17 protein-coding genes are annotated in these 17,317 nt (G+C 64.1%); 8 read left to right on the top strand and 9 right to left on the bottom strand.

Features of this window, described 5'->3' with window-relative positions:
- Window positions 1–87: 87 nt before the first annotated feature.
- From argG to BRA471DRAFT_RS01690, 6 genes are all read right to left on the bottom strand, one after another.
- Complete coding sequence (gene argG / locus BRA471DRAFT_RS01715; protein WP_007604206.1) at window positions 88–1,425, bottom strand: argininosuccinate synthase; 1,338 nt, start codon at window positions 1,423–1,425, stop codon at window positions 88–90.
- A 93-nt stretch (window positions 1,426–1,518) separates the two neighbouring features.
- A complete protein-coding gene (locus BRA471DRAFT_RS01710) occupies window positions 1,519–2,295 on the bottom strand; it encodes a phosphatase PAP2 family protein (RefSeq protein ID WP_007604204.1) in 777 nt (258 codons plus the stop codon).
- Window positions 2,296–2,351: 56 nt separating this feature from the next.
- A complete protein-coding gene (locus BRA471DRAFT_RS01705) occupies window positions 2,352–2,846 on the bottom strand; it encodes a hypothetical protein (protein ID WP_007604202.1) in 495 nt (164 codons plus the stop codon).
- 45 nt (window positions 2,847–2,891) lie between these two features.
- Complete coding sequence (gene rlmN, locus BRA471DRAFT_RS01700) at window positions 2,892–4,094, bottom strand: 23S rRNA (adenine(2503)-C(2))-methyltransferase RlmN (RefSeq protein WP_007604200.1); 1,203 nt, start codon at window positions 4,092–4,094, stop codon at window positions 2,892–2,894.
- A gap of 167 nt (window positions 4,095–4,261) precedes the next feature.
- Entirely contained in the window at window positions 4,262–4,909 is a 648-nt protein-coding gene (locus BRA471DRAFT_RS01695; protein WP_007604198.1) for an invasion associated locus B family protein, read from the bottom strand.
- Between the two features lie 117 nt (window positions 4,910–5,026).
- Window positions 5,027–5,866 (bottom strand): SDR family oxidoreductase, encoded by an 840-nt coding sequence (locus BRA471DRAFT_RS01690; protein WP_007604196.1) that lies wholly within the window; start codon window positions 5,864–5,866, stop codon window positions 5,027–5,029.
- A 231-nt stretch (window positions 5,867–6,097) separates the two neighbouring features.
- Between BRA471DRAFT_RS01690 and BRA471DRAFT_RS01685 the strand changes: the two genes are divergently transcribed.
- Window positions 6,098–7,072, top strand: coding sequence for an NADPH:quinone oxidoreductase family protein (locus BRA471DRAFT_RS01685; RefSeq protein ID WP_007598751.1), 975 nt, complete (start codon window positions 6,098–6,100; stop codon window positions 7,070–7,072).
- A gap of 159 nt (window positions 7,073–7,231) precedes the next feature.
- Here BRA471DRAFT_RS01685 and BRA471DRAFT_RS01680 read toward each other — a convergent pair whose 3' ends face one another.
- Both BRA471DRAFT_RS01680 and BRA471DRAFT_RS01675 read right to left on the bottom strand, forming a co-directional pair.
- Entirely contained in the window at window positions 7,232–7,621 is a 390-nt protein-coding gene (locus BRA471DRAFT_RS01680) for a YkvA family protein (RefSeq protein WP_007604194.1), read from the bottom strand.
- A 93-nt stretch (window positions 7,622–7,714) separates the two neighbouring features.
- Window positions 7,715–8,017 carry a 4a-hydroxytetrahydrobiopterin dehydratase gene (locus tag BRA471DRAFT_RS01675; RefSeq protein WP_007604192.1) on the bottom strand — a complete coding sequence of 101 codons (303 nt, stop codon included), beginning with the start codon at window positions 8,015–8,017 and terminating at the stop codon, window positions 7,715–7,717.
- 153 nt (window positions 8,018–8,170) lie between these two features.
- Between BRA471DRAFT_RS01675 and BRA471DRAFT_RS01670 the strand changes: the two genes are divergently transcribed.
- Together BRA471DRAFT_RS01670 and BRA471DRAFT_RS01665 are read left to right on the top strand one after the other, a co-directional pair.
- Complete coding sequence (locus BRA471DRAFT_RS01670; RefSeq protein ID WP_050992530.1) at window positions 8,171–9,616, top strand: TAXI family TRAP transporter solute-binding subunit; 1,446 nt, start codon at window positions 8,171–8,173, stop codon at window positions 9,614–9,616.
- A 103-nt stretch (window positions 9,617–9,719) separates the two neighbouring features.
- Entirely contained in the window at window positions 9,720–11,261 is a 1,542-nt protein-coding gene (locus BRA471DRAFT_RS01665; protein WP_007604189.1) for an alkaline phosphatase, read from the top strand.
- A gap of 14 nt (window positions 11,262–11,275) precedes the next feature.
- On the opposite strand, the gene BRA471DRAFT_RS01660 is transcribed toward BRA471DRAFT_RS01665, so the two are convergent.
- Window positions 11,276–11,677, bottom strand: coding sequence for a response regulator (locus BRA471DRAFT_RS01660; RefSeq protein WP_007604183.1), 402 nt, complete (start codon window positions 11,675–11,677; stop codon window positions 11,276–11,278).
- A 156-nt stretch (window positions 11,678–11,833) separates the two neighbouring features.
- On the opposite strand from BRA471DRAFT_RS01660, the gene BRA471DRAFT_RS01655 reads away from it, so the two are divergent.
- The 5 genes from BRA471DRAFT_RS01655 (at window position 11,834) to typA (ending at window position 17,155) form a co-directional block, all read left to right on the top strand.
- A complete protein-coding gene (locus BRA471DRAFT_RS01655) occupies window positions 11,834–12,598 on the top strand; it encodes a Crp/Fnr family transcriptional regulator (RefSeq protein ID WP_007604181.1) in 765 nt (254 codons plus the stop codon).
- A gap of 80 nt (window positions 12,599–12,678) precedes the next feature.
- Complete coding sequence (locus BRA471DRAFT_RS01650; RefSeq protein WP_007604179.1) at window positions 12,679–13,395, top strand: prolipoprotein diacylglyceryl transferase; 717 nt, start codon at window positions 12,679–12,681, stop codon at window positions 13,393–13,395.
- Complete coding sequence (locus BRA471DRAFT_RS01645) at window positions 13,376–14,806, top strand: radical SAM protein (protein ID WP_007604177.1); 1,431 nt, start codon at window positions 13,376–13,378, stop codon at window positions 14,804–14,806. Before BRA471DRAFT_RS01650 ends, BRA471DRAFT_RS01645 begins: the two co-directional genes overlap by 20 nt.
- Window positions 14,803–15,072 (top strand): hypothetical protein, encoded by a 270-nt coding sequence (locus BRA471DRAFT_RS01640; protein WP_007604174.1) that lies wholly within the window; start codon window positions 14,803–14,805, stop codon window positions 15,070–15,072. Before BRA471DRAFT_RS01645 ends, BRA471DRAFT_RS01640 begins: the two co-directional genes overlap by 4 nt.
- A 256-nt stretch (window positions 15,073–15,328) precedes the next feature.
- The gene (typA, locus tag BRA471DRAFT_RS01635) at window positions 15,329–17,155 is read left to right on the top strand and encodes a translational GTPase TypA (protein ID WP_007598731.1); all 1,827 of its coding nucleotides are present in this window, start codon (window positions 15,329–15,331) and stop codon (window positions 17,153–17,155) included.
- The last annotated feature ends 162 nt before the right edge of the window (window positions 17,156–17,317 follow it).

Here is a 17,317-nt window from a genome sequence, read left to right as displayed (position 1 = left end):
CCCGGATGGAGCGAAGCGCAATCCGGGTTCTATCGGCTTGGTGGAAAGTCCCGGATTTCGCTTCGCTCCATCCGGGCTACGGGCGCCTCAGCCCTTGTCGCTCTCCAGCTGGAAAATCTGCGAGCCTTCACTGCCGGACAACAGGCCCGTGTCGCTGTAGAGCTTCAGCTTGGCGCGGGTATCGTTGATGTCGAGGTTGCGCATGGTGAGCTGACCGATGCGATCGGCCGGCGTGAACGCCGCGTCCTCGACCTTCTCCATGCTGAGCCGCTCCGGCGCATAGGTCAGGTTCGGGCTTTCGGTGTTGAGGATCGAGTAGTCGTTGCCGCGGCGCAGCTCGAGCGCCACCTCGCCGGTGACCGCGCGCGCGACCCAGCGCTGCGCGGTCTCGCGCAGCATCAGGGCCTGCGAATCGAACCAGCGGCCCTGATAGAGCAGACGTCCCAAGCGCATGCCGCTGATGCGGTACTGCTCGATGGTGTCCTCGTTGTGGATGCCGGTGACGAGGCGCTCATAGGCGATGTGCAGCAGCGCCATGCCGGGCGCTTCATAGATGCCGCGGCTCTTGGCCTCGATGATGCGGTTCTCGATCTGATCGCTCATGCCAAGGCCGTGGCGTCCGCCGATCGTGTTGGCTTCGAGGAACAGCGCGACGGGATCGCTGAAGGTCTGGCCGTTCAGCGCGACCGGCTGGCCTTCCTCGAAACGCACCACGACCTTCTCGGCCTTGACGTTGCAGTCGTCACGCCAGAACGGCACGCCCATGATCGGGTTGACGATCTTGATGCCGCTGTCGAGGCTTTCGAGATCCTTGGCTTCATGCGTCGCGCCGAGCAGATTGCTGTCGGTCGAATAGGCCTTCTCGGCACTCATCTTATAGGCAAAGCCCTGGGCCGTCATGAACGCCGACATCTCGGCGCGGCCGCCGAGCTCGTCGATGAACTGCTGGTCGAGCCAGGGCTTGTAGATGCGCAGGCCCGGATTGGTCAGCAGGCCGTAGCGATAGAAGCGCTCGATGTCGTTGCCCTTGAAGGTCGAGCCGTCGCCCCAGATGTTGACGCCGTCCTCCTTCATCGCCGCGACCAGCATCGTGCCGGTGACGGCGCGCCCCAATGGCGTGGTGTTGAAATAGGTGATGCCGCCGGTCGAGATATGGAAGGCGCCGGACTGGATCGCGGCGATGCCTTCGTGAACGAGCTGCGTGCGGCAATCGACCAGCAGCGCTTTCTCCGCGCCGAACTCCATCGCCTTGCGTGGGATCTCGTTGTAGTCGGCTTCGTCGGGCTGGCCGAGATTGGCGGTATAGGCGTAGCAGCGCGCGCCCTTTTGCTTCATCCAGAGCAGCGCCGCTGACGTGTCGAGGCCGCCCGAAAAAGCGATGCCGACTTTCTCACCCTTGGGCAGGCTTTTCAGGATCGTGGTCATGGGGCTTCCAATCGGTCTTGAAGGGCGGATGTCGTTTCACGGGTTGACCGCGCGAATATCAAATTTCGCGGGGCTCGGCACCCCTTTAATGGCTCAAACTGACGGCTCGGCACCCGCCTTGCGGCCGAACAGGCGCTGGCGGAGCCGGTAGGCGGGCATGTTCAGCCGGGTCAGGGCCGCATCGACCGCCTCGTCCGAAAACCGGGTCCGCGGCCAGCGGTAAATCAGCGCGTAGGCAAACCAGATCACGACGAAGGTGACGAGGCCGGCGATCGAGACATCGGTGAAGAAGTGGCCGCCAAAGGCCATCCGTAGCCCGCTGGTCACGAGCCCGAACATCACGGCTCCGGCATAAGCGAGCGGTCGCCACGGCGGCGGTGCCAGTGCGGCGGGCGCCAGCGTCCAGAACGCGGTCGCGCCCTCGCCCGAGAAGAACGAGCAGTTGCGCGCGCAGCCACCGCGTGGATCCCACCACGGCACGAATTGCTGGTCGCCGGCAAACTGCGTCACCACCACCGGGCGCGGCCGGCCCCAATAGGACTTGAAGGCGAGATTGGTAAGGATGCCGGCCGACATGATGATCGTGACCAGCAGGAAGACGATCGCGCGCCCGGATACCATCAGCGGGCGGTCGGGCTTGACCATCTTGACCACAAGCGCGACCAGCGCGGGCAGCACGAAGGCCCAGGCGACCCACATCGCGGCATCGCGCGCGAAGCCGGCCCAATCGTTCAGCTTGAGCGGAAACGACTTCGTCGCGGGGTCGAAGAATAGCGCGGCAAGCTTGAGATCAAGCTCGGGATAGAGGCCGAAAACAACGCCAATCACGAGCCACAGCGCCAGGGCGATGAAGAGTCCAGTCCGGTTCATGGCGCGCGGTTTAGCCGAGTGGGGAGGGGATGAAAACCCCGTGGCAAATCAGAAAGTCACCGGGCATCCGGCCGCGAATTCGACGGCAGTGGCGGGGGTGGTTTTCGCAGGGGCGGCGGATTGCGCCAGGCGCCGGCGTTGCGGCCGGCGATCAGCCAGTAGACGACACCGGCGACGATACCGGCGCCGGTCATAATCTCCAGATGGCGACGCACGATGCCTTCGAATTGCAGCGTGTCGGAATGAAATGGGACGAGCCCGAGATAGCAGGCGAGCCCCACGACGCCGCCGCCCACGGCATAGGCGAGCGCGCTGCGGATGTAGAGCGCCTCGGTGATCGCGACGATCACCGCCGCCGGCACCAGCGCAAAACCGGAGACGAAGATGAAGCCGAACCCGAGCACGATATCGATCGTGCCCTGATCGACGGGACCGGCGCCGAGATCGGCGAACTCCGGAAACAGCAGCGCGACCACGACGATCATGCCGCCGACGAAGCAGGCGGCGAGAAAGCCGATGAAGATGACGACGAGGCGGCCGATCAGGGACATCACGCCACCCTCGCCGTCATTGCGAGAGCATGTGCGCGCATCAGCTCAGTCCGTCATCGCCATGGCGCGTAGCGTCTGGCGCTCGCGCGCCGAAAGCTTTTCCGTCTCCGACTTGAGCTGGCCGCAGGCGGCCAGAATGTCGCGGCCGCGCGGGGTGCGCACCGGCGAGGAATAGCCGGCGTTGAAGACGTATTCGGAGAATTTTTCGATCTGGTCCCAATCCGAGCACTCATAGGCGGTGCCGGGCCAGGGGTTGAACGGGATCAGATTGATCTTGGCATGAATGCCCTTGAGCATCTTCACCAGCAGCTTGGCATCGTCGAGCGAGTCATTGACGCCCTTGAGCATCACATATTCGAAGGTGATGCGCCGCGCGTTCGAGGCGCCCGGATAATCGCGGCAGGCCTGCAGCAATTCCTTGATCGGATATTTGCGGTTGAGCGGCACCAGTTCGTTACGCAGCTCGTCGCGCACCGCATGCAGCGAGATCGCGAGCATGACGCCGATTTCCTCGCCCGCGCGCACGATGTTCGGCACCACGCCCGAAGTCGACAGCGTGATGCGGCGGCGGGAGATGCCGATGCCTTCGTTGTCGCCAACGATGAGCAGCGCGTCGCGCACCGCGTCGAAATTGTAGAGCGGCTCGCCCATGCCCATCATCACGATGTTGGTGACGCGGCGCGTGCCGTCTTCGCGATCGGCCCAGTCGTTCAGACGATCCCGCGCGACCATCACCTGTCCCACGATCTCGCCGGCGGTGAGGTTGCGCACCAGGCGCTGCGTGCCGGTGTGACAGAAGGAGCAGTTCAGCGTGCAGCCGACCTGGGAGGACACACACAGCGTGCCGCGATCGGTTTCGGGGATGTAGACGCACTCGACTTCATGCGCCCGCTCGACATTGTCGCCGCTCGGCAACCGCAGCAACCATTTGCGGGTGCCGTCGTTGGAGATCTGCTCGGCCACGACTTCGGGCCGGTCGACGGTGAAATGTTGCGCGAGATCGGCGCGAATGCCCTTCGAGACCGACGTCATCTCTTCGAAATTCTGGGCGCCACGGAAATACATCCAGTGCCACAGCTGCTGCACGCGCATCTTGCGCTGCGCCGGCGCAACGCCGATCTCGCCGAGGCGATCGGCAAGCTCGGTGCGCGACAGGCCGATCAGCGACGGTTTGGCCGGCGGCACATAGGTTTCGAGCGGAGTCTTCTCCACCAGCGTTGTGTTGTGCGGCTCAGTCGTCGGTTGCATTGAATGGACCTGATCACGGTGTCGTTCCGGCGCGATGCAAAGCATCGAAGCTGGAACATCGAAATTCCGGGTCCAGTCCTGCGGACCATCCCGGAATGACGGAAAAACTTGGAACCGCCCCTATATAGCAACCGGAACTGCCGATTGCGACCTTATCGACCGCAGGCTTAACGCCTGCAATCCTGCGCGATCTTGTCGAGCGCCTGGGCAAGGCCCTTCAGCGAAAAGGTGTCGGTCGTCTCGGTCCCCTTGGACGACATGCCCTTGACCACGAGATCGGCGGATTTGCGCATGGCCTCGACCATCCGCTCTTCCTCGGCCGCGTTCTTGATCCAGAGACCGTCGCCCTGCGAGTACATGGCGAAAGCGGCCCCGCCGACCTCGACCGAGGATTCAGAGCCCGGCTTCAGCGCGTAGCCGATCATGACCGAGACTTCGTTGTTGACCTTCTCCGCCGGGCGGGTGGAGACGAAGGCATAGGCCGGATCGCGCGGCCGATTCGGCGGGTTGGTCTTCGACGACGACGGCTTGGCCAGCGCGAAGCAGACCTTTTTGCCATTGGGCGCGGCCGAATAGGCGCCCCAGGTGCCGAACTGACCGATCAGGGTCGGCTCGGCACCGCCCGCAACCGCCGCGTGCGGGGCCGCCGGCTTGCTCTCGGGCTTTGCAGCCGTTTTTCCGGTGGTATTGGCGACCGGCGCAGCCGATTTCGGTGCAGTTTTGGGCGCAGGTTGCGCCGTCTGCGCCCGTGCGGAATCGGTGATCCCACAGGCCGCCACGCCCGTCATCAAAGCTAAAATCAGCACCCGCCACATGCTGGAGTGGTTCCCTCAATATTGTGACTGGAAGATGGCCCGGTCGCGCGTTGTCCCCGCGGCAGGGATACCCGGGAAAGTCCAATTTGGGAAGGCAGTTAGCGAAGCTCGCGGCGGCTAGGCCCTGGATCGCGCCGCGCGCTGCTCCGCCCATTGCGCATCGGTCCAGCGCAACAGATCCTCGGCGCCGGAGCTGCGCAAATGCGCGCCACCATCGATCACCACCATCTCGCCGTTGATATAGCCTGCACGGTCGGAGACCAGGAAGCTGGCGAGGTCGGCAAGCTCGCCGTGTTCGCCGGCGCGTCCCATCGGGTTGCGCGCGGCCCACCCTTCGTCGCGACCCTCGGGGCGGAGCTGGCCCGAGGCGCCGGCGGTCGGGAATGGTCCCGGCGCGATTGCGACAGCGCGGATGCCCTTCGGGCCCCATTCCACCGCGAGACTTTTGGTCATCGCCAGCACGGCCGACTTCGCCATCGCCGACGGCACGGTGAAGGCGCGGCCGGTGATGGTCGAGGTCGAGAGGATCGAGAGCACGACGCCGCCATGCTTGCCGTCGATCCAGCGCTTGCCGGCGGCAAGCGTGCAATACATCGCACCATGCAGCGTCGGCGCGAGGATCGCATCCGCGGCGCGGAATGAGAGATGTTCGCTCTGCGCAATGAAAGTCGCAGCCGCATTGTTGACGAGAATATCGAGCGGCGCCTCGCGCCAGATGGCGTCCATCATCACATCGACGGCGGTGCCATCGCGAATATCGCAGGCGATCGTCGTGACCCTGCCGCCGGTTTGCGCGCGCATCTCGCTCGCTGCCGCCTCAAGCCGATCGAGCTTGCGGCCGCAGATCACGAGCTCGGCGCCGAGCGCGAGGAAGCGGCGCGCCATTGCAGCACCGAGACCCGAACCGCCGCCGGTGACGAGGATGCGCTTGTCCTTGAGCAGACCTGTTTCAAACATCGTTTGAATCCTCTCTCTTTCTTCTTCCGTCATTGCGAGCGAAGCGAAGCAATGCAGGCTATTTCCGCGGCACGGATTCTGGATTGCTTCGCTTCGCTCGCAATGACGAGGATAGGGCCGAATGTAATTTCAGACAAAGAAACCGGATTGTGGGACCGCGCTAAATCCGGCAGAAACAGCCCAACTATAAATCTGCCTCGAAACGCCAAGTGCTCTCAAGAAGGTGCCGCCATGAAAGCCATCCTCTGCTCGCAATATTGCCAGCCCGACGATCTCGTTCTGGCCGACGTGCCGGATCCGGTGGCCGGTCCCGGCGAAGCCGTGATCGCGATCAAGGCTGCGGCGCTGAACTTCTTCGACATCCTGATGATCCAGGGCAAGTACCAGATCAAGCCGCCATTCCCGTTCTCGCCGGCCGCCGAAGTGGCTGGGGTGATCGAGAGCATCGGCCCCGGCGTGACCGATCTGAAGGTCGGCGATCGCGTCGTCGCCTCCTGCGGCCACAACGGCGCGCGCGAAAAGATTGCGCTGCCGGCGGCATCGATCGTGAAGATCCCCGACAATCTCGATTATGACCGCGCGGCCGGAATCATCATCATCTACGGCACCGCGCTGCACGCGCTGGAAGATCGCGCCAGCCCAAAGCCGGGCGAGACGCTCGCGGTGCTCGGCGCCGCCGGCGGCACCGGACTTGCCGCGTGCGAGCTCGGCAAGCTGATGGGCCTGAAGGTGATCGCCTGCGCCTCGTCGGACGAGAAGCTCGAATTCGCGAAGGCGCACGGCGCAGAACTCACGCTCAATTACGGCAAGGAAGATTTGAAGGAAGGCTTGCGAAAGCTCACCGGCGGCAAGGGCGTCGACATCATCTTCGATCCCGTGGGCGGGACCTATGCCGAGCAGGCGCTGCGCTCGATTGCCTGGGAAGGCCGTTTCCTCGTGATCGGCTTCGCCGCCGGCGATATTCCGAAGATGCCGCTGAACCTTGCGCTGCTAAAAGGCTGTGACATCCGCGGCGTGTTCTGGGGCGCGTGGACGCGCCTCAACCCGGAAAAGAACCGCGCCAATCTCGAGAAGCTCGTGAAGTGGACGGCGGAAGGAAAGATCTCCTCGCATGTCGACCGCGTCTTCCCGCTGGCGCAGACGGCGGATGCGCTGAAGGTGCTCGCGGGACGTCAGGCCATGGGCAAGGTGATTTTGCATCCCTGAGGGTGTCGGCGACAGAGCGAGGTCGCCGCTAGGCATTCAACCGTCATCGCCCGGCTTGACCGGGCGATCCGGTACTTCGTCACGAGTGTTGTTGAATCGATGAGCCGCGGCGTACTGGCTTCCCCGCCTTCGGAATGACAGTGGAGGATGCGGCGACAGCTACTGCGCGGCTTCCGCCTCGCCCCCATCCACCCCGCGCTTCAGCGCGGCGCGGGCGGCTTCGCGATGCTCGTTCGTGATGTGGCTGGCAACCATGCGGATCGCGGTGGCGAGCACGGCGGCGTCATCGGTGAAGCCGAGGATCGGCATCACGTCGGGAACGAAATCAAACGGCAGGATGAAATAGGCGATCGCCCCGAGCAGCGAGGCCTGGACATGGCGCGGCGTCTGCCGGTCGAAGGCGCAGTAGTAGGCGGCGAGCAGATCCTCCGCGAACGGCAGTTGCGCGGCGACACGCTTCAGCTTGCGCCAGAAGCGGCGGCGCACGCTCTCACGATCTTCCGCGAGCCGGTCGGCCGGCTCGAAACCGACGCTGTGTTCGGCAGCCATCTTCGGAAAAACTCCCCGTTCCAGCCTGGGGTGGCGGATCGCCGCATCCCCTGCTAATCACAAGATGGGGACGCGGCCGGTCCCTGCAAGACGTCAGCCTGGTGTCGGCTTGGCGATGGCGTTCATCGTCCTGGCGAGCTCGATGTCGAGCGCGGTGACGCCGCCGGCGTCATGGGTCGACAGCACCACCTCCACCGTCTTGTAGACATTGCGCCATTCGGGGTGGTGGTCCATCTTCTCGGCGACCAGTGCCGCGCGGGTCATGAAGCCGAACGCCTCGTTGAAATCCTTGAAGACAAAGGTTTTCCCGATCGCGTCGCGTCCCTGAACCTCGCTCCAATCAGGTAATCCGCCCAGCGCCTGCCTGCGCGCCTCCGCCGAGAGCCGTTCTGCCATCGTTGCCTCCATCCTTCAGGGGAACTTTACCCTAACACCCCACTGGCGCCCCGGGTTCATACGGGACTAGACCCCATCCGCTAACCATGACGGAGATGTAACCCTGCCGGACAAGAAATTTGCTACACTTGCGGGCGTAAATCGCCGGCCAAGATGAAACTGAGCCTCAAGCGACTGTTCGGGAGATCGATGACCGGGGGATTGGACCTGGCCGAAGCGCCCAACCCGCCCTCGCCGCGATCATCGGCGCGGAAGACGGCGCTCGTGACTCTCGCGCTGGTGCTCGCGATCGTCGGCGCGCTCGCCGGCGGCTACTACTTTGCCATGCGGCCGGAGACGCTGAAGATCGCGGTCGGCCCCGCCAACAGCGATGACGTCAAGGTTGTGCAGGCGCTGACCCAGGCCTTCGCGCAGCACAAGAGTTCTGTGCGGTTGCGCCCGATCCAGACCGATGGCGCCACCGCCAGCGCCAATCTGCTGGCGGAAGGCAAAGCCGATCTTGCCATCGTGCGCGGCGATCTCGACGTGCCGAAAAATGCACAAGCCGTTGCGACCCTGCGCAAGAATGTCGTGGTGTTGTGGTCGGTACCCGTCAAAGGCAAGAAGAAGGGCGCGAAGATCACCAAGATCGCGCAGCTCGCCGGACATCGGGTCGGCGTGGTTGGCCGCACCCAGGCCAACGTCAATTTGCTCAAGGTGATCCTGCAGCAATACGGCGTCGATCCCGCCAAGGTCGAGATCGTGCAATTCCCGGCCAATGAAGTTGCCGAGGCGATCAAGTCGCAGAAGGTCGATGCCTATCTCGCGGCCGGTCCCGTCAACAGCAAGATCACTTCGGACGCGATCGCCACTTCCGCCAAGGAGTTCGGCACGCCGACTTTCCTCGCGATCGATTCCGCCGATGCGATAGCGCAAAATCATCCGGTCTATGAAGCGGCCGAGATTCCCGCGGGCACTTACGGCGGCTCGCCCGATCGTCCCGACGACGAGGTCAAGACCATCAGCTTCTCGCACCACATCGTGGCGCGCAAAGCCGTGTCCGAAACCACCATCGCGGCGTTCACGCGCCAGCTGTTCTCCGCACGCCAGCAATTGGTGACGGAATTCCCGCTGGCGGCGAAGATCGAAACGCCAGACACCGACAAGGATGCGGTGATTCCCGTGCATCCCGGCGCCGCCGCTTTCGTCGACGGCGAAGAAAAGACCTTCCTCGACAGATACAGCGATTACATCTGGTGGACCCTGATGGCGCTCTCGGCCATGGGCTCGATCGGCGCCTGGTTTGCGGGCTATCTGAAAAAGGACGAGCGCGACAACAACAGCCATCTGCGCGAGCGGCTGCTCGACATGATCACCGCCGCTCGAAAGAGCGAAACGACCGAAGATCTCGATCAGATGCAGACCGAGGCCGACGAGATTCTGCGCGACACGCTGCGCTGCTACGACCACGGCGCGATCGAGGAAGGTGCGCTCACCGCCTTCAACATCGCGCTCGACCAGTTCCATGCGGCGGTTGCCGACCGCAAGGCGGTGCTGTTCAGCCTGCCGCAGAACCTGCAGCGCGCCGGCGCGCAATTCCGGGCCGCCAGCAACGCGTAAGCGCTCGTGCGTTATCGCTGCGTCACATTGTCTCAATATAGCGTCGGGCTTCACCGTTGCGACCGCTCTGGCTGGTTGCCTCACGCGATATCGAGACCGTTCCATGAACATCAAATTCTCCCGCCGCCGTTTCCTGACGACCAGTGCCGGCGCGCTCGGCGCGCTCGCCATGCCCCATCTCTCCCGCGCGGCCGACCGGCCGGCGGTGACCCATGGCGTGCAGTCGGGCGACGTCACCGTCGACGGCGGCGTGGTCTGGGCGCGCACCGACCGGCCCGCGCAGATGCTGGTCGACGTAGCGACGACGGAGTCGTTCAAGGATGCCCGCGCACTGCCGCCAATCGCGGCGCTGCCCGAGAGCGACTTCACCGCAAAGATGCTGATCGAAAACCTGCCGGGCGGACAGGACATCTTTTACCGCGTCCGCTTCCGCGATCTGTCGCACACCGCGGTGGAGGGCGAACCGGTGACCGGCCGCTTCCGCACCGCGCCCGCCGACCGCCGCGACGTCAGCTTCGTCTGGGGCGGCGATGTCGCAGGACAAGGCTGGGGCATCAACCCCGATGACGGCGGCATGTTCACCTTTTCGGCGATGCGCAAGCATCGTCCGGATTTCTTCCTGCACTCCGGCGACACCATCTATGCCGACGGCCCTATCCAGGCCGAGGTGAAGCTCGCCGACGGCAAGATTTGGAAGAATGTCACGATTCCCGAGAAGGCCAAGGTCGCCGAGACGCTGGACGAGTACCGCGCCGCGCACAAATACAATTTCACCGACGACAATCTCCGCGCTTTCAATGCCGAAGTGCCGATCTTCGTGCAGTGGGACGATCATGAGGTGACCAACAACTGGTCTCTGTCGAAGGAGCTGCCGGCGACCTACAAGGAGCGCGACATCGCACTGCTTGCGGCCCGCGCAGGCCGTGCCTTCCACGAGATGTATCCGATGCGCGAGAGCATCGTCGAGCCCGGTCGCGTCTATCGCCAGATCTCCTACGGCCCGCATCTGGACGTGTTCGTGCTCGACGAGCGCAGCTATCGCGGCCCGAACGGCCCCAACCTCGAAACCGCTTACGGCCCGGCCAGCTATTTCCTCGGCCCCGACCAGGTCGCCTGGCTCAAGCGCGGTCTCTTGAGTTCGCGCGCGACCTGGAAGGTGATCGCCTCCGACATGCCGCTCAGCCTCGTCGTGTCGGACACGCCGAAGGGGGGATCGGAAGCCATCGCGCAGGGCGACGGCCCCGTGCGCGGCCGCGAGTTCGAGATCGCCGACATCCTGCGTTTCATCAAGATGGCGCCGATCAGCAACACCGTATGGCTGACGGCGGACGTGCATTACGCCGCCGCGCACTATTACGATCCGAACAAGGCGCAATTCCAGGATTTCGAGCCGTTCTGGGAATTCGTGTCGGGGCCGCTTCACGCGGGCACATTCGGTCCGAACGCGCTCGACAATACGTTTGGGCCGGAGGTGCGTTTCGTCAAGGCGCCGGGGAAAGACAACCAGAACCTGCCGCCGTCCGCCGGCATGCAGTTCTTCGGTCACGTCAAGATCGACGGCGCTTCCGGCCAGATGACGGTGACCTTGCGCGACCGCGCCGACGTCGCGCTGTGGTCGACCACGCTCGATCCGAAGCCGGCCTGACGCCGTACCGCTAGCTAGTCCGCCGCGCGTACCTGGAGCGCCGCCTCCAGCGCGTCGCTCGAACACGGCTTCTGCAATCGCGGTTGGCCGGCGAATTCCGGCGGGATGCGCGCGTCAGCGCCGTAACCGGTGACGAACACAAAGGGAATTTTCAACGCCGCGAGCCGTTCGGCGACCGCAAAGCTGTTCTCGCGACTCAATCCCACATCGAGCAAGGCGAATTCGGGGGCATGCGCCGCGATTGCGGCCAGCGCCTGTGCCACTGAACCGACCGTGCGCACGCTCTTCACGCCAAATCCGAGCAGGCGATCCTCGAAGTCGATTGCGATGATCGGATCGTCCTCGACGATGAGAACATCGGCGGGACAGTTTGAACCATCGGAAACGGCGGGTGCCATCATCGCAACTTGGAGCATGAGGTTTCTCTGACCGGGATACCGGGCCACGACGCCTGTACCCGGCGCGGAAGGTTCCCGGAACGAAACCACCACATCACAGTTGTCAGGTCTGTCCACTTGTGCACACAGGACCTCGTCGGAACTCGCTAAGGTGGAGGCGGATGGGAGTTTAAGATGGACGTGCGGACCAGCAACGCCACCGAGATCGACAGCCGGCCGACCAACAATCTGCTGCGGCGCTTGAGCGCGGCCGATTTCGCCCTGCTTGCGCCACATGTCATGCTCGAAAGCGCAGCGGCGAATGAACTGCTCTACAACCCCGGCGATGACGTCCAGGTCGTCCACTTTCCCTGCGGACCATCGCTTGCAACCTTCCTGGTTCCCAACGAAGACGGCCGTGATGTCGAGACCATCCTGGTCGGCCGCGAAGGCGCGGTGGGCGGCATCGTCAGCGAGGGTTATCTGCCGGCCTATACCCGGATCTGCGTGAAATTCGGCGGGCCGTTTGCGCGAATTCACGTCAGCAAGCTGGAGGCCGCCAAGCAGCGCTCGCCCTCGTTGCGCCATGTCTTCGCTCGCTACGCCGACTGCATGCTGGCGCAGATCTTCCAGTCCACCGCCTGCAATGCCATTCACTCGATCGAGCAGCGCACCGCCAAATGGATGCTGGCGGCGATGGAGCGGACCGGCGACGAGAGCAGCGTGCCGCTGACCCACGAGCAGCTCGCGACGCTGCTCGGCGTCGGCCGCAGCTATGCCAGCCGCGTGCTCCAGTCGTTCAAGGCGGAGGGCGTGCTCGACACGCGGCGCGGATCGATCCTGGTCCGCAATCGCGAGGGCCTGCGCCTGCGCGCCTGCATGTGCAACGAGGCCGTGAAGATGCACTTCGAAGAGGTGCTGCGCGGCGTCTATCCGACCGAAGAGCGGCAAGCCGGCTAGCCGCCTGCCTCGCCCCTCTTCGGGGATAAGGAACGGCCGCACTATCCCGCCGGGCGGGAACCTAGGCTAATGTCCCCCGCATGAGCGGGGCTTTCCTTCACACTCTCTTCGATGTCGGGGCGTGGCTGGCTGCGGCCGCGGCACTGTACTGGCTGTCGCGACAGGGCTTGCGGTTTCCGGCGCAATCCTTCGAACGGTCCTACCTCGCCGCTTTGGTGTTCGGTGCGGGCCTCGGGGCCTATCTGTTCGGCTCCGCCAATCTGTGGCTGTCGGGCCAGAGCGGCATCGCGCGCTCCGTGGAAGGTGCGCTCGCCGGCGGCATCGTGGCAATCGAGCTCTACAAATGGTCCGCAGGGATCACGGTCCGAACCGGCGCCCGTTTTGCGCTGCCGCTGGCGCTCGGCATCGCGATCGGCCGGCTCGGCTGCTATTTTGCGGGCCTCGACGATTTCACCTACGGCACGCCGACGGCATGGCCCTGGGGTCATGATTTCGGCGACGGCCTCCTTCGCCATCCCGTGCAGCTCTACGAAAGCGCCGCGATGGGGGTATTCGCGCTGCTCTACGTGCTGGCGGTCTTGAACCGGAGCGCGTTTGTGATCACCAATGGGTTCTACCTCGTCCTTGTCTACTATGGCGCACAGCGCTTCCTGTGGGAATTCCTCAAGCCCTACGGCACGCTGATCGGCCCCTTCACGCTGTTTCACCTGCTGTCGCTGTCCATCCTGCTCTACGCCGTCGTCATGCTGGCGAGGGCGCCCAAAGCGAGACCCATGCATGAACGCGCCGTTGCGTAAGTCGCGCCCCTATATCTTCTGGGGCCAGACCCAATCTCTATGCGAGACCTGCCTGAAGCTGGTGCCGGCCAAGATCCAGATCCTCGACAACGAGGTCTGGTACGAGAAGCGCTGCAAGGAGCATGGCGTCCAGTCCACGCTGGTGTCGACGGACGCAGCCTATTGGCGCCTGTGCAAGGATTTCATCAAGCCGGGCGACCGGTCGCTCGCCTTTCAACGGCATACCGAATTCGGCTGCCCCTACGATTGCGGCCTGTGCCCCGACCACGAGCAGCATTCCTGCCTGGCGCTGATCGAGATCACCGAGCATTGCAATCTGACCTGCCCGGTGTGCTTTGCCGATTCCTCGCCGGCGCGGACCAGCTTCACGCCGCTGGCCAAGATCGAGCGAATGCTGGACGCGCTGGTCGCGAGCGAAGGCGAGCCTGATTTGGTGCAGATCTCCGGCGGCGAGCCGACGCTGCACCCCGACTTCTTCGCGATCCTCGATGCGGTGCGCGCCCGCCCGATCCGCCATGTCATGATCAACACCAACGGCCTGCGTATCGCCCGCGAAAAGGATTTCGTGGCGCGGCTCGCCGAGAACAAGCGCGGGCTCGAGGTCTATCTCCAGTTCGACTCGCTCGAACGCGACGCGTTGATCAATCTGCGCGGCGCTGATTTGCGCAAGATCCGTCAGCAGGCGCTGGAGAATCTCGAGCATTGCGGCGTATCGACCACGCTGGTGGCGACCATCAAGCGTGGCGTCAACGATGCCGAGATCGGCGACATCGTTCGCCACGCGCTGAGCTGGAAATGCGTGCGCGGCGTCACGCTGCAGCCGGTGCAGGATGCCGGCCGCAACGAGAATTTCGACAAGAAAACCGACCGCATCATGCTGTCGGAGATCCGCAAGCGCGTGGTCGAAACCGGCGTGTTCGGCGACAAGGACATGATCCCGCTACCCTGCAACCCCGAAAGCATCTCGATCGGTTACGGCCTGCGCAACGGCGAGAAAGTGCTGCCGCTGACCTCGCTGATCCCGCAGGAGCAACTCGTCGCATTGTTGCCCAATACGATAAGCCCGGAGAAGCATCCGGCGCTGAGGGAGAAATTCATCGATCTGTTTTCGCTGTCCTCGGGACCGCTGAACACGAGCGAGCGCGTCTGCGAATTGCTGTGCTGCCTGCCAAGCTTCGAGGTACCGCAGGGCATCACGTACGAGAACGTATTCCGCGTCACGATCGTGCAGTTTCTCGACCGCTTCAATTTCTGCGTCGGCAACGTCAAGCGCAGCTGTATCCATTTCGTCACCGAGAACGGCGCGATCATCCCGTTCGACACCTACAATTTGTTCTACCGGAACGGAAAGGTCGACGGCATCCGCGCCGAACTGGCGGCACAGTCAACCGAAGGAGTCCTGCAGGCATGAGCATCAGCGACGCGCCGCCGCCAGCCCCTCCGGGACCGCCTCCTGCCCCGCCGAACCAGCGCAGCGGTTGCCTGACCGCGCTCATGGCGATCTTTGGGATCATCCTGCTGCTGCCCGGCGCCTGTGCACTCCTGTTCGGCGGAATCTCCATATCCGACAGAGGCCGGATCGATTCCGACGTCGCGCCCCTGGTGTTCCTGGGCCTCGTCGTGGGGCTGGGCGGGGTCGCCCTGATCTGGGCCGCCATCAAGGGCCGGCGCGGCTGAGCCCAGCTTTTCGCCTAACCCCCGGGAATCCCCGGACAAAATTCAATCAACCAACGGCCAAAGAACACATTGTTTTTTGGCCGTTTTTGCCTATATTGCGCCGCAACGCGTAGGGTGCCCGGTCGATATGCCGGGCTTTCCCTTTTGGGCGGAAAGCGCCCCGTTTCCAGTCTTCAAGCGTTGTTTCGTGAAGAGGTCCCGGTCTGACCGGCGAGATCGCGCTTAACCCATTGTCCGACCGCAAAGAAGCTCACTCATGAACCTTCGCAACATCGCCATCATCGCCCACGTCGACCACGGCAAGACGACCCTGGTCGACCGCCTCCTCCAGCAATCCGGCACCTATCGCGAGAACCAGAAGGTGACCGAGCGCGCCATGGACTCCAACGATCTGGAGCGCGAGCGCGGCATCACCATCCTGGCCAAGGCGGCCTCGGTGCAGTGGAAGGACACCCGCATCAACATCGTCGACACCCCCGGCCACGCCGATTTCGGCGGTGAGGTCGAGCGCATTCTGAACATGGTGGACGGCGCGCTGGTGCTGGTCGACGCCGCCGAAGGTCCGTTGCCCCAGACCAAATTCGTGGTCTCCAAGGCGCTCAAGGTCGGTTTGAAGCCGATCGTCGTGATCAACAAGGTTGACCGTCCCGACGCGCGGGCGACCGAAGTCATCAACGAGGTGTTCGACCTGTTCGCGGCGCTCGATGCCAGCGAGGAGCAGCTCGACTTCCCGATCCTCTACGGGTCGGCCAAGCAGGGCTGGATGGCCGAGAGCCCGGACGGGTCGCACGAGGCCGGCATGCAGCCGCTGTTCGACCTGATCGTGCGCCATGTCGCGCCGCCGACCGTCGAGGAAGGCCCGTTCCGGATGATCGGCACCATTCTGGAAGCCAACCCCTACCTCGGCCGCATCATCACCGGCCGCATCTCTTCCGGTTCGATCAAGCCGAACCAGGCCGTGAAGGTGCTGGGCGCCGACGGCAAGACCATCGAGACCGGCCGCATCACCAAGATCCTCGCCTTCCGCGGCATCGAGCGCACCCCGCTCGACGAAGCCGAGGCAGGCGATATCGTCGCGATCGCCGGCCTGACCAAGGGCACCGTCGCCGACACCTTCTGCGATCCCTCGGTCGACACCCCGCTCGTAGCGCAGCCGATCGACCCGCCGACCGTGTCGATGTCCTTCATCGTCAACAACTCGCCGCTCGCGGGCACCGAAGGCGACAAGGTGACCAGCCGGATGATCCGCGATCGCCTGCTGCGCGAGTCCGAAGGCAACGTCGCGCTGCGGGTCGTCGAAGCCTCGGACAAGGACGCGATGGAAGTCTCGGGCCGCGGCGAATTGCAGCTCGCGATCCTGATCGAGACCATGCGCCGCGAAGGCTTCGAGCTTTCGGTGTCGCGTCCGCGCGTCGTGCTGCAGAAGGACGAGGCCACCGGCGCCACCCTGGAGCCGATCGAGGAAGTCGTCATCGACGTCGACGAGGAGCATTCCGGCGTCGTCGTGCAGAAGATGAGCGAGCGCAAATCCGAGCTGATCGAGATGAAGCCGTCCGGCGGCAACCGTTTGCGGCTGGTGTTCTACGCGCCGACCCGCGGCCTGATCGGCTACCAGGGCGAACTGCTCACCGACACCCGCGGCACCGCGATCATGAACCGTCTGTTCCACGGCTACGCGCCGTACAAGGGCGAGATCCAGGGCCGCCGCAATGGCGTGCTGATCTCCAACGACCAAGGCGAAGCCGTGGCTTACGCCATGTTCAAGCTGGAAGACCGCGGCCCGATGATGATCGAGCCGGGCTGGAAGGTCTACAAGGGCATGATCGTCGGCGAGCATACCCGCGACAACGACCTCGAGATCAACGTGCTCAAGGGCAAGCAGCTCACCAACATCCGAACCACGTCGAAGGATGAAGCGGTGCGCCTGACCCCGCCGATCCGCATGACCCTGGAAAAGGCGCTGGCCTATATCGAGGACGACGAGTTGGTCGAGATCACGCCGAAGTCGATCCGCCTCCGCAAGCGGCACCTCGACCCCAACGAGCGCAAGCGCGCGGAGAAGTCCAAGGAAGCGGTGGCTTAAGCTTCCGCTCTCGTGCCCCGGACGCAGCGCAGCACGCAGTGATGCGCTGCTGAGCCGGGGCCCAGTTACTCTCACCACCTCCACATCACCTTGGGTCCCGGCTCTGCGGAGCGGCGCACCGGACGATGCTTCGCATCGCCGGGAAGCGCCGCACCGCGTCCG

Source organism: Bradyrhizobium sp. WSM471, assembly GCF_000244915.1.
In the GTDB taxonomy this organism is placed as follows: Bacteria; Pseudomonadota; Alphaproteobacteria; order Rhizobiales; family Xanthobacteraceae; genus Bradyrhizobium.
Note: the sequence above shows the minus strand (reverse complement) of the source record. Positions and strands in the feature narration are given on the sequence as shown.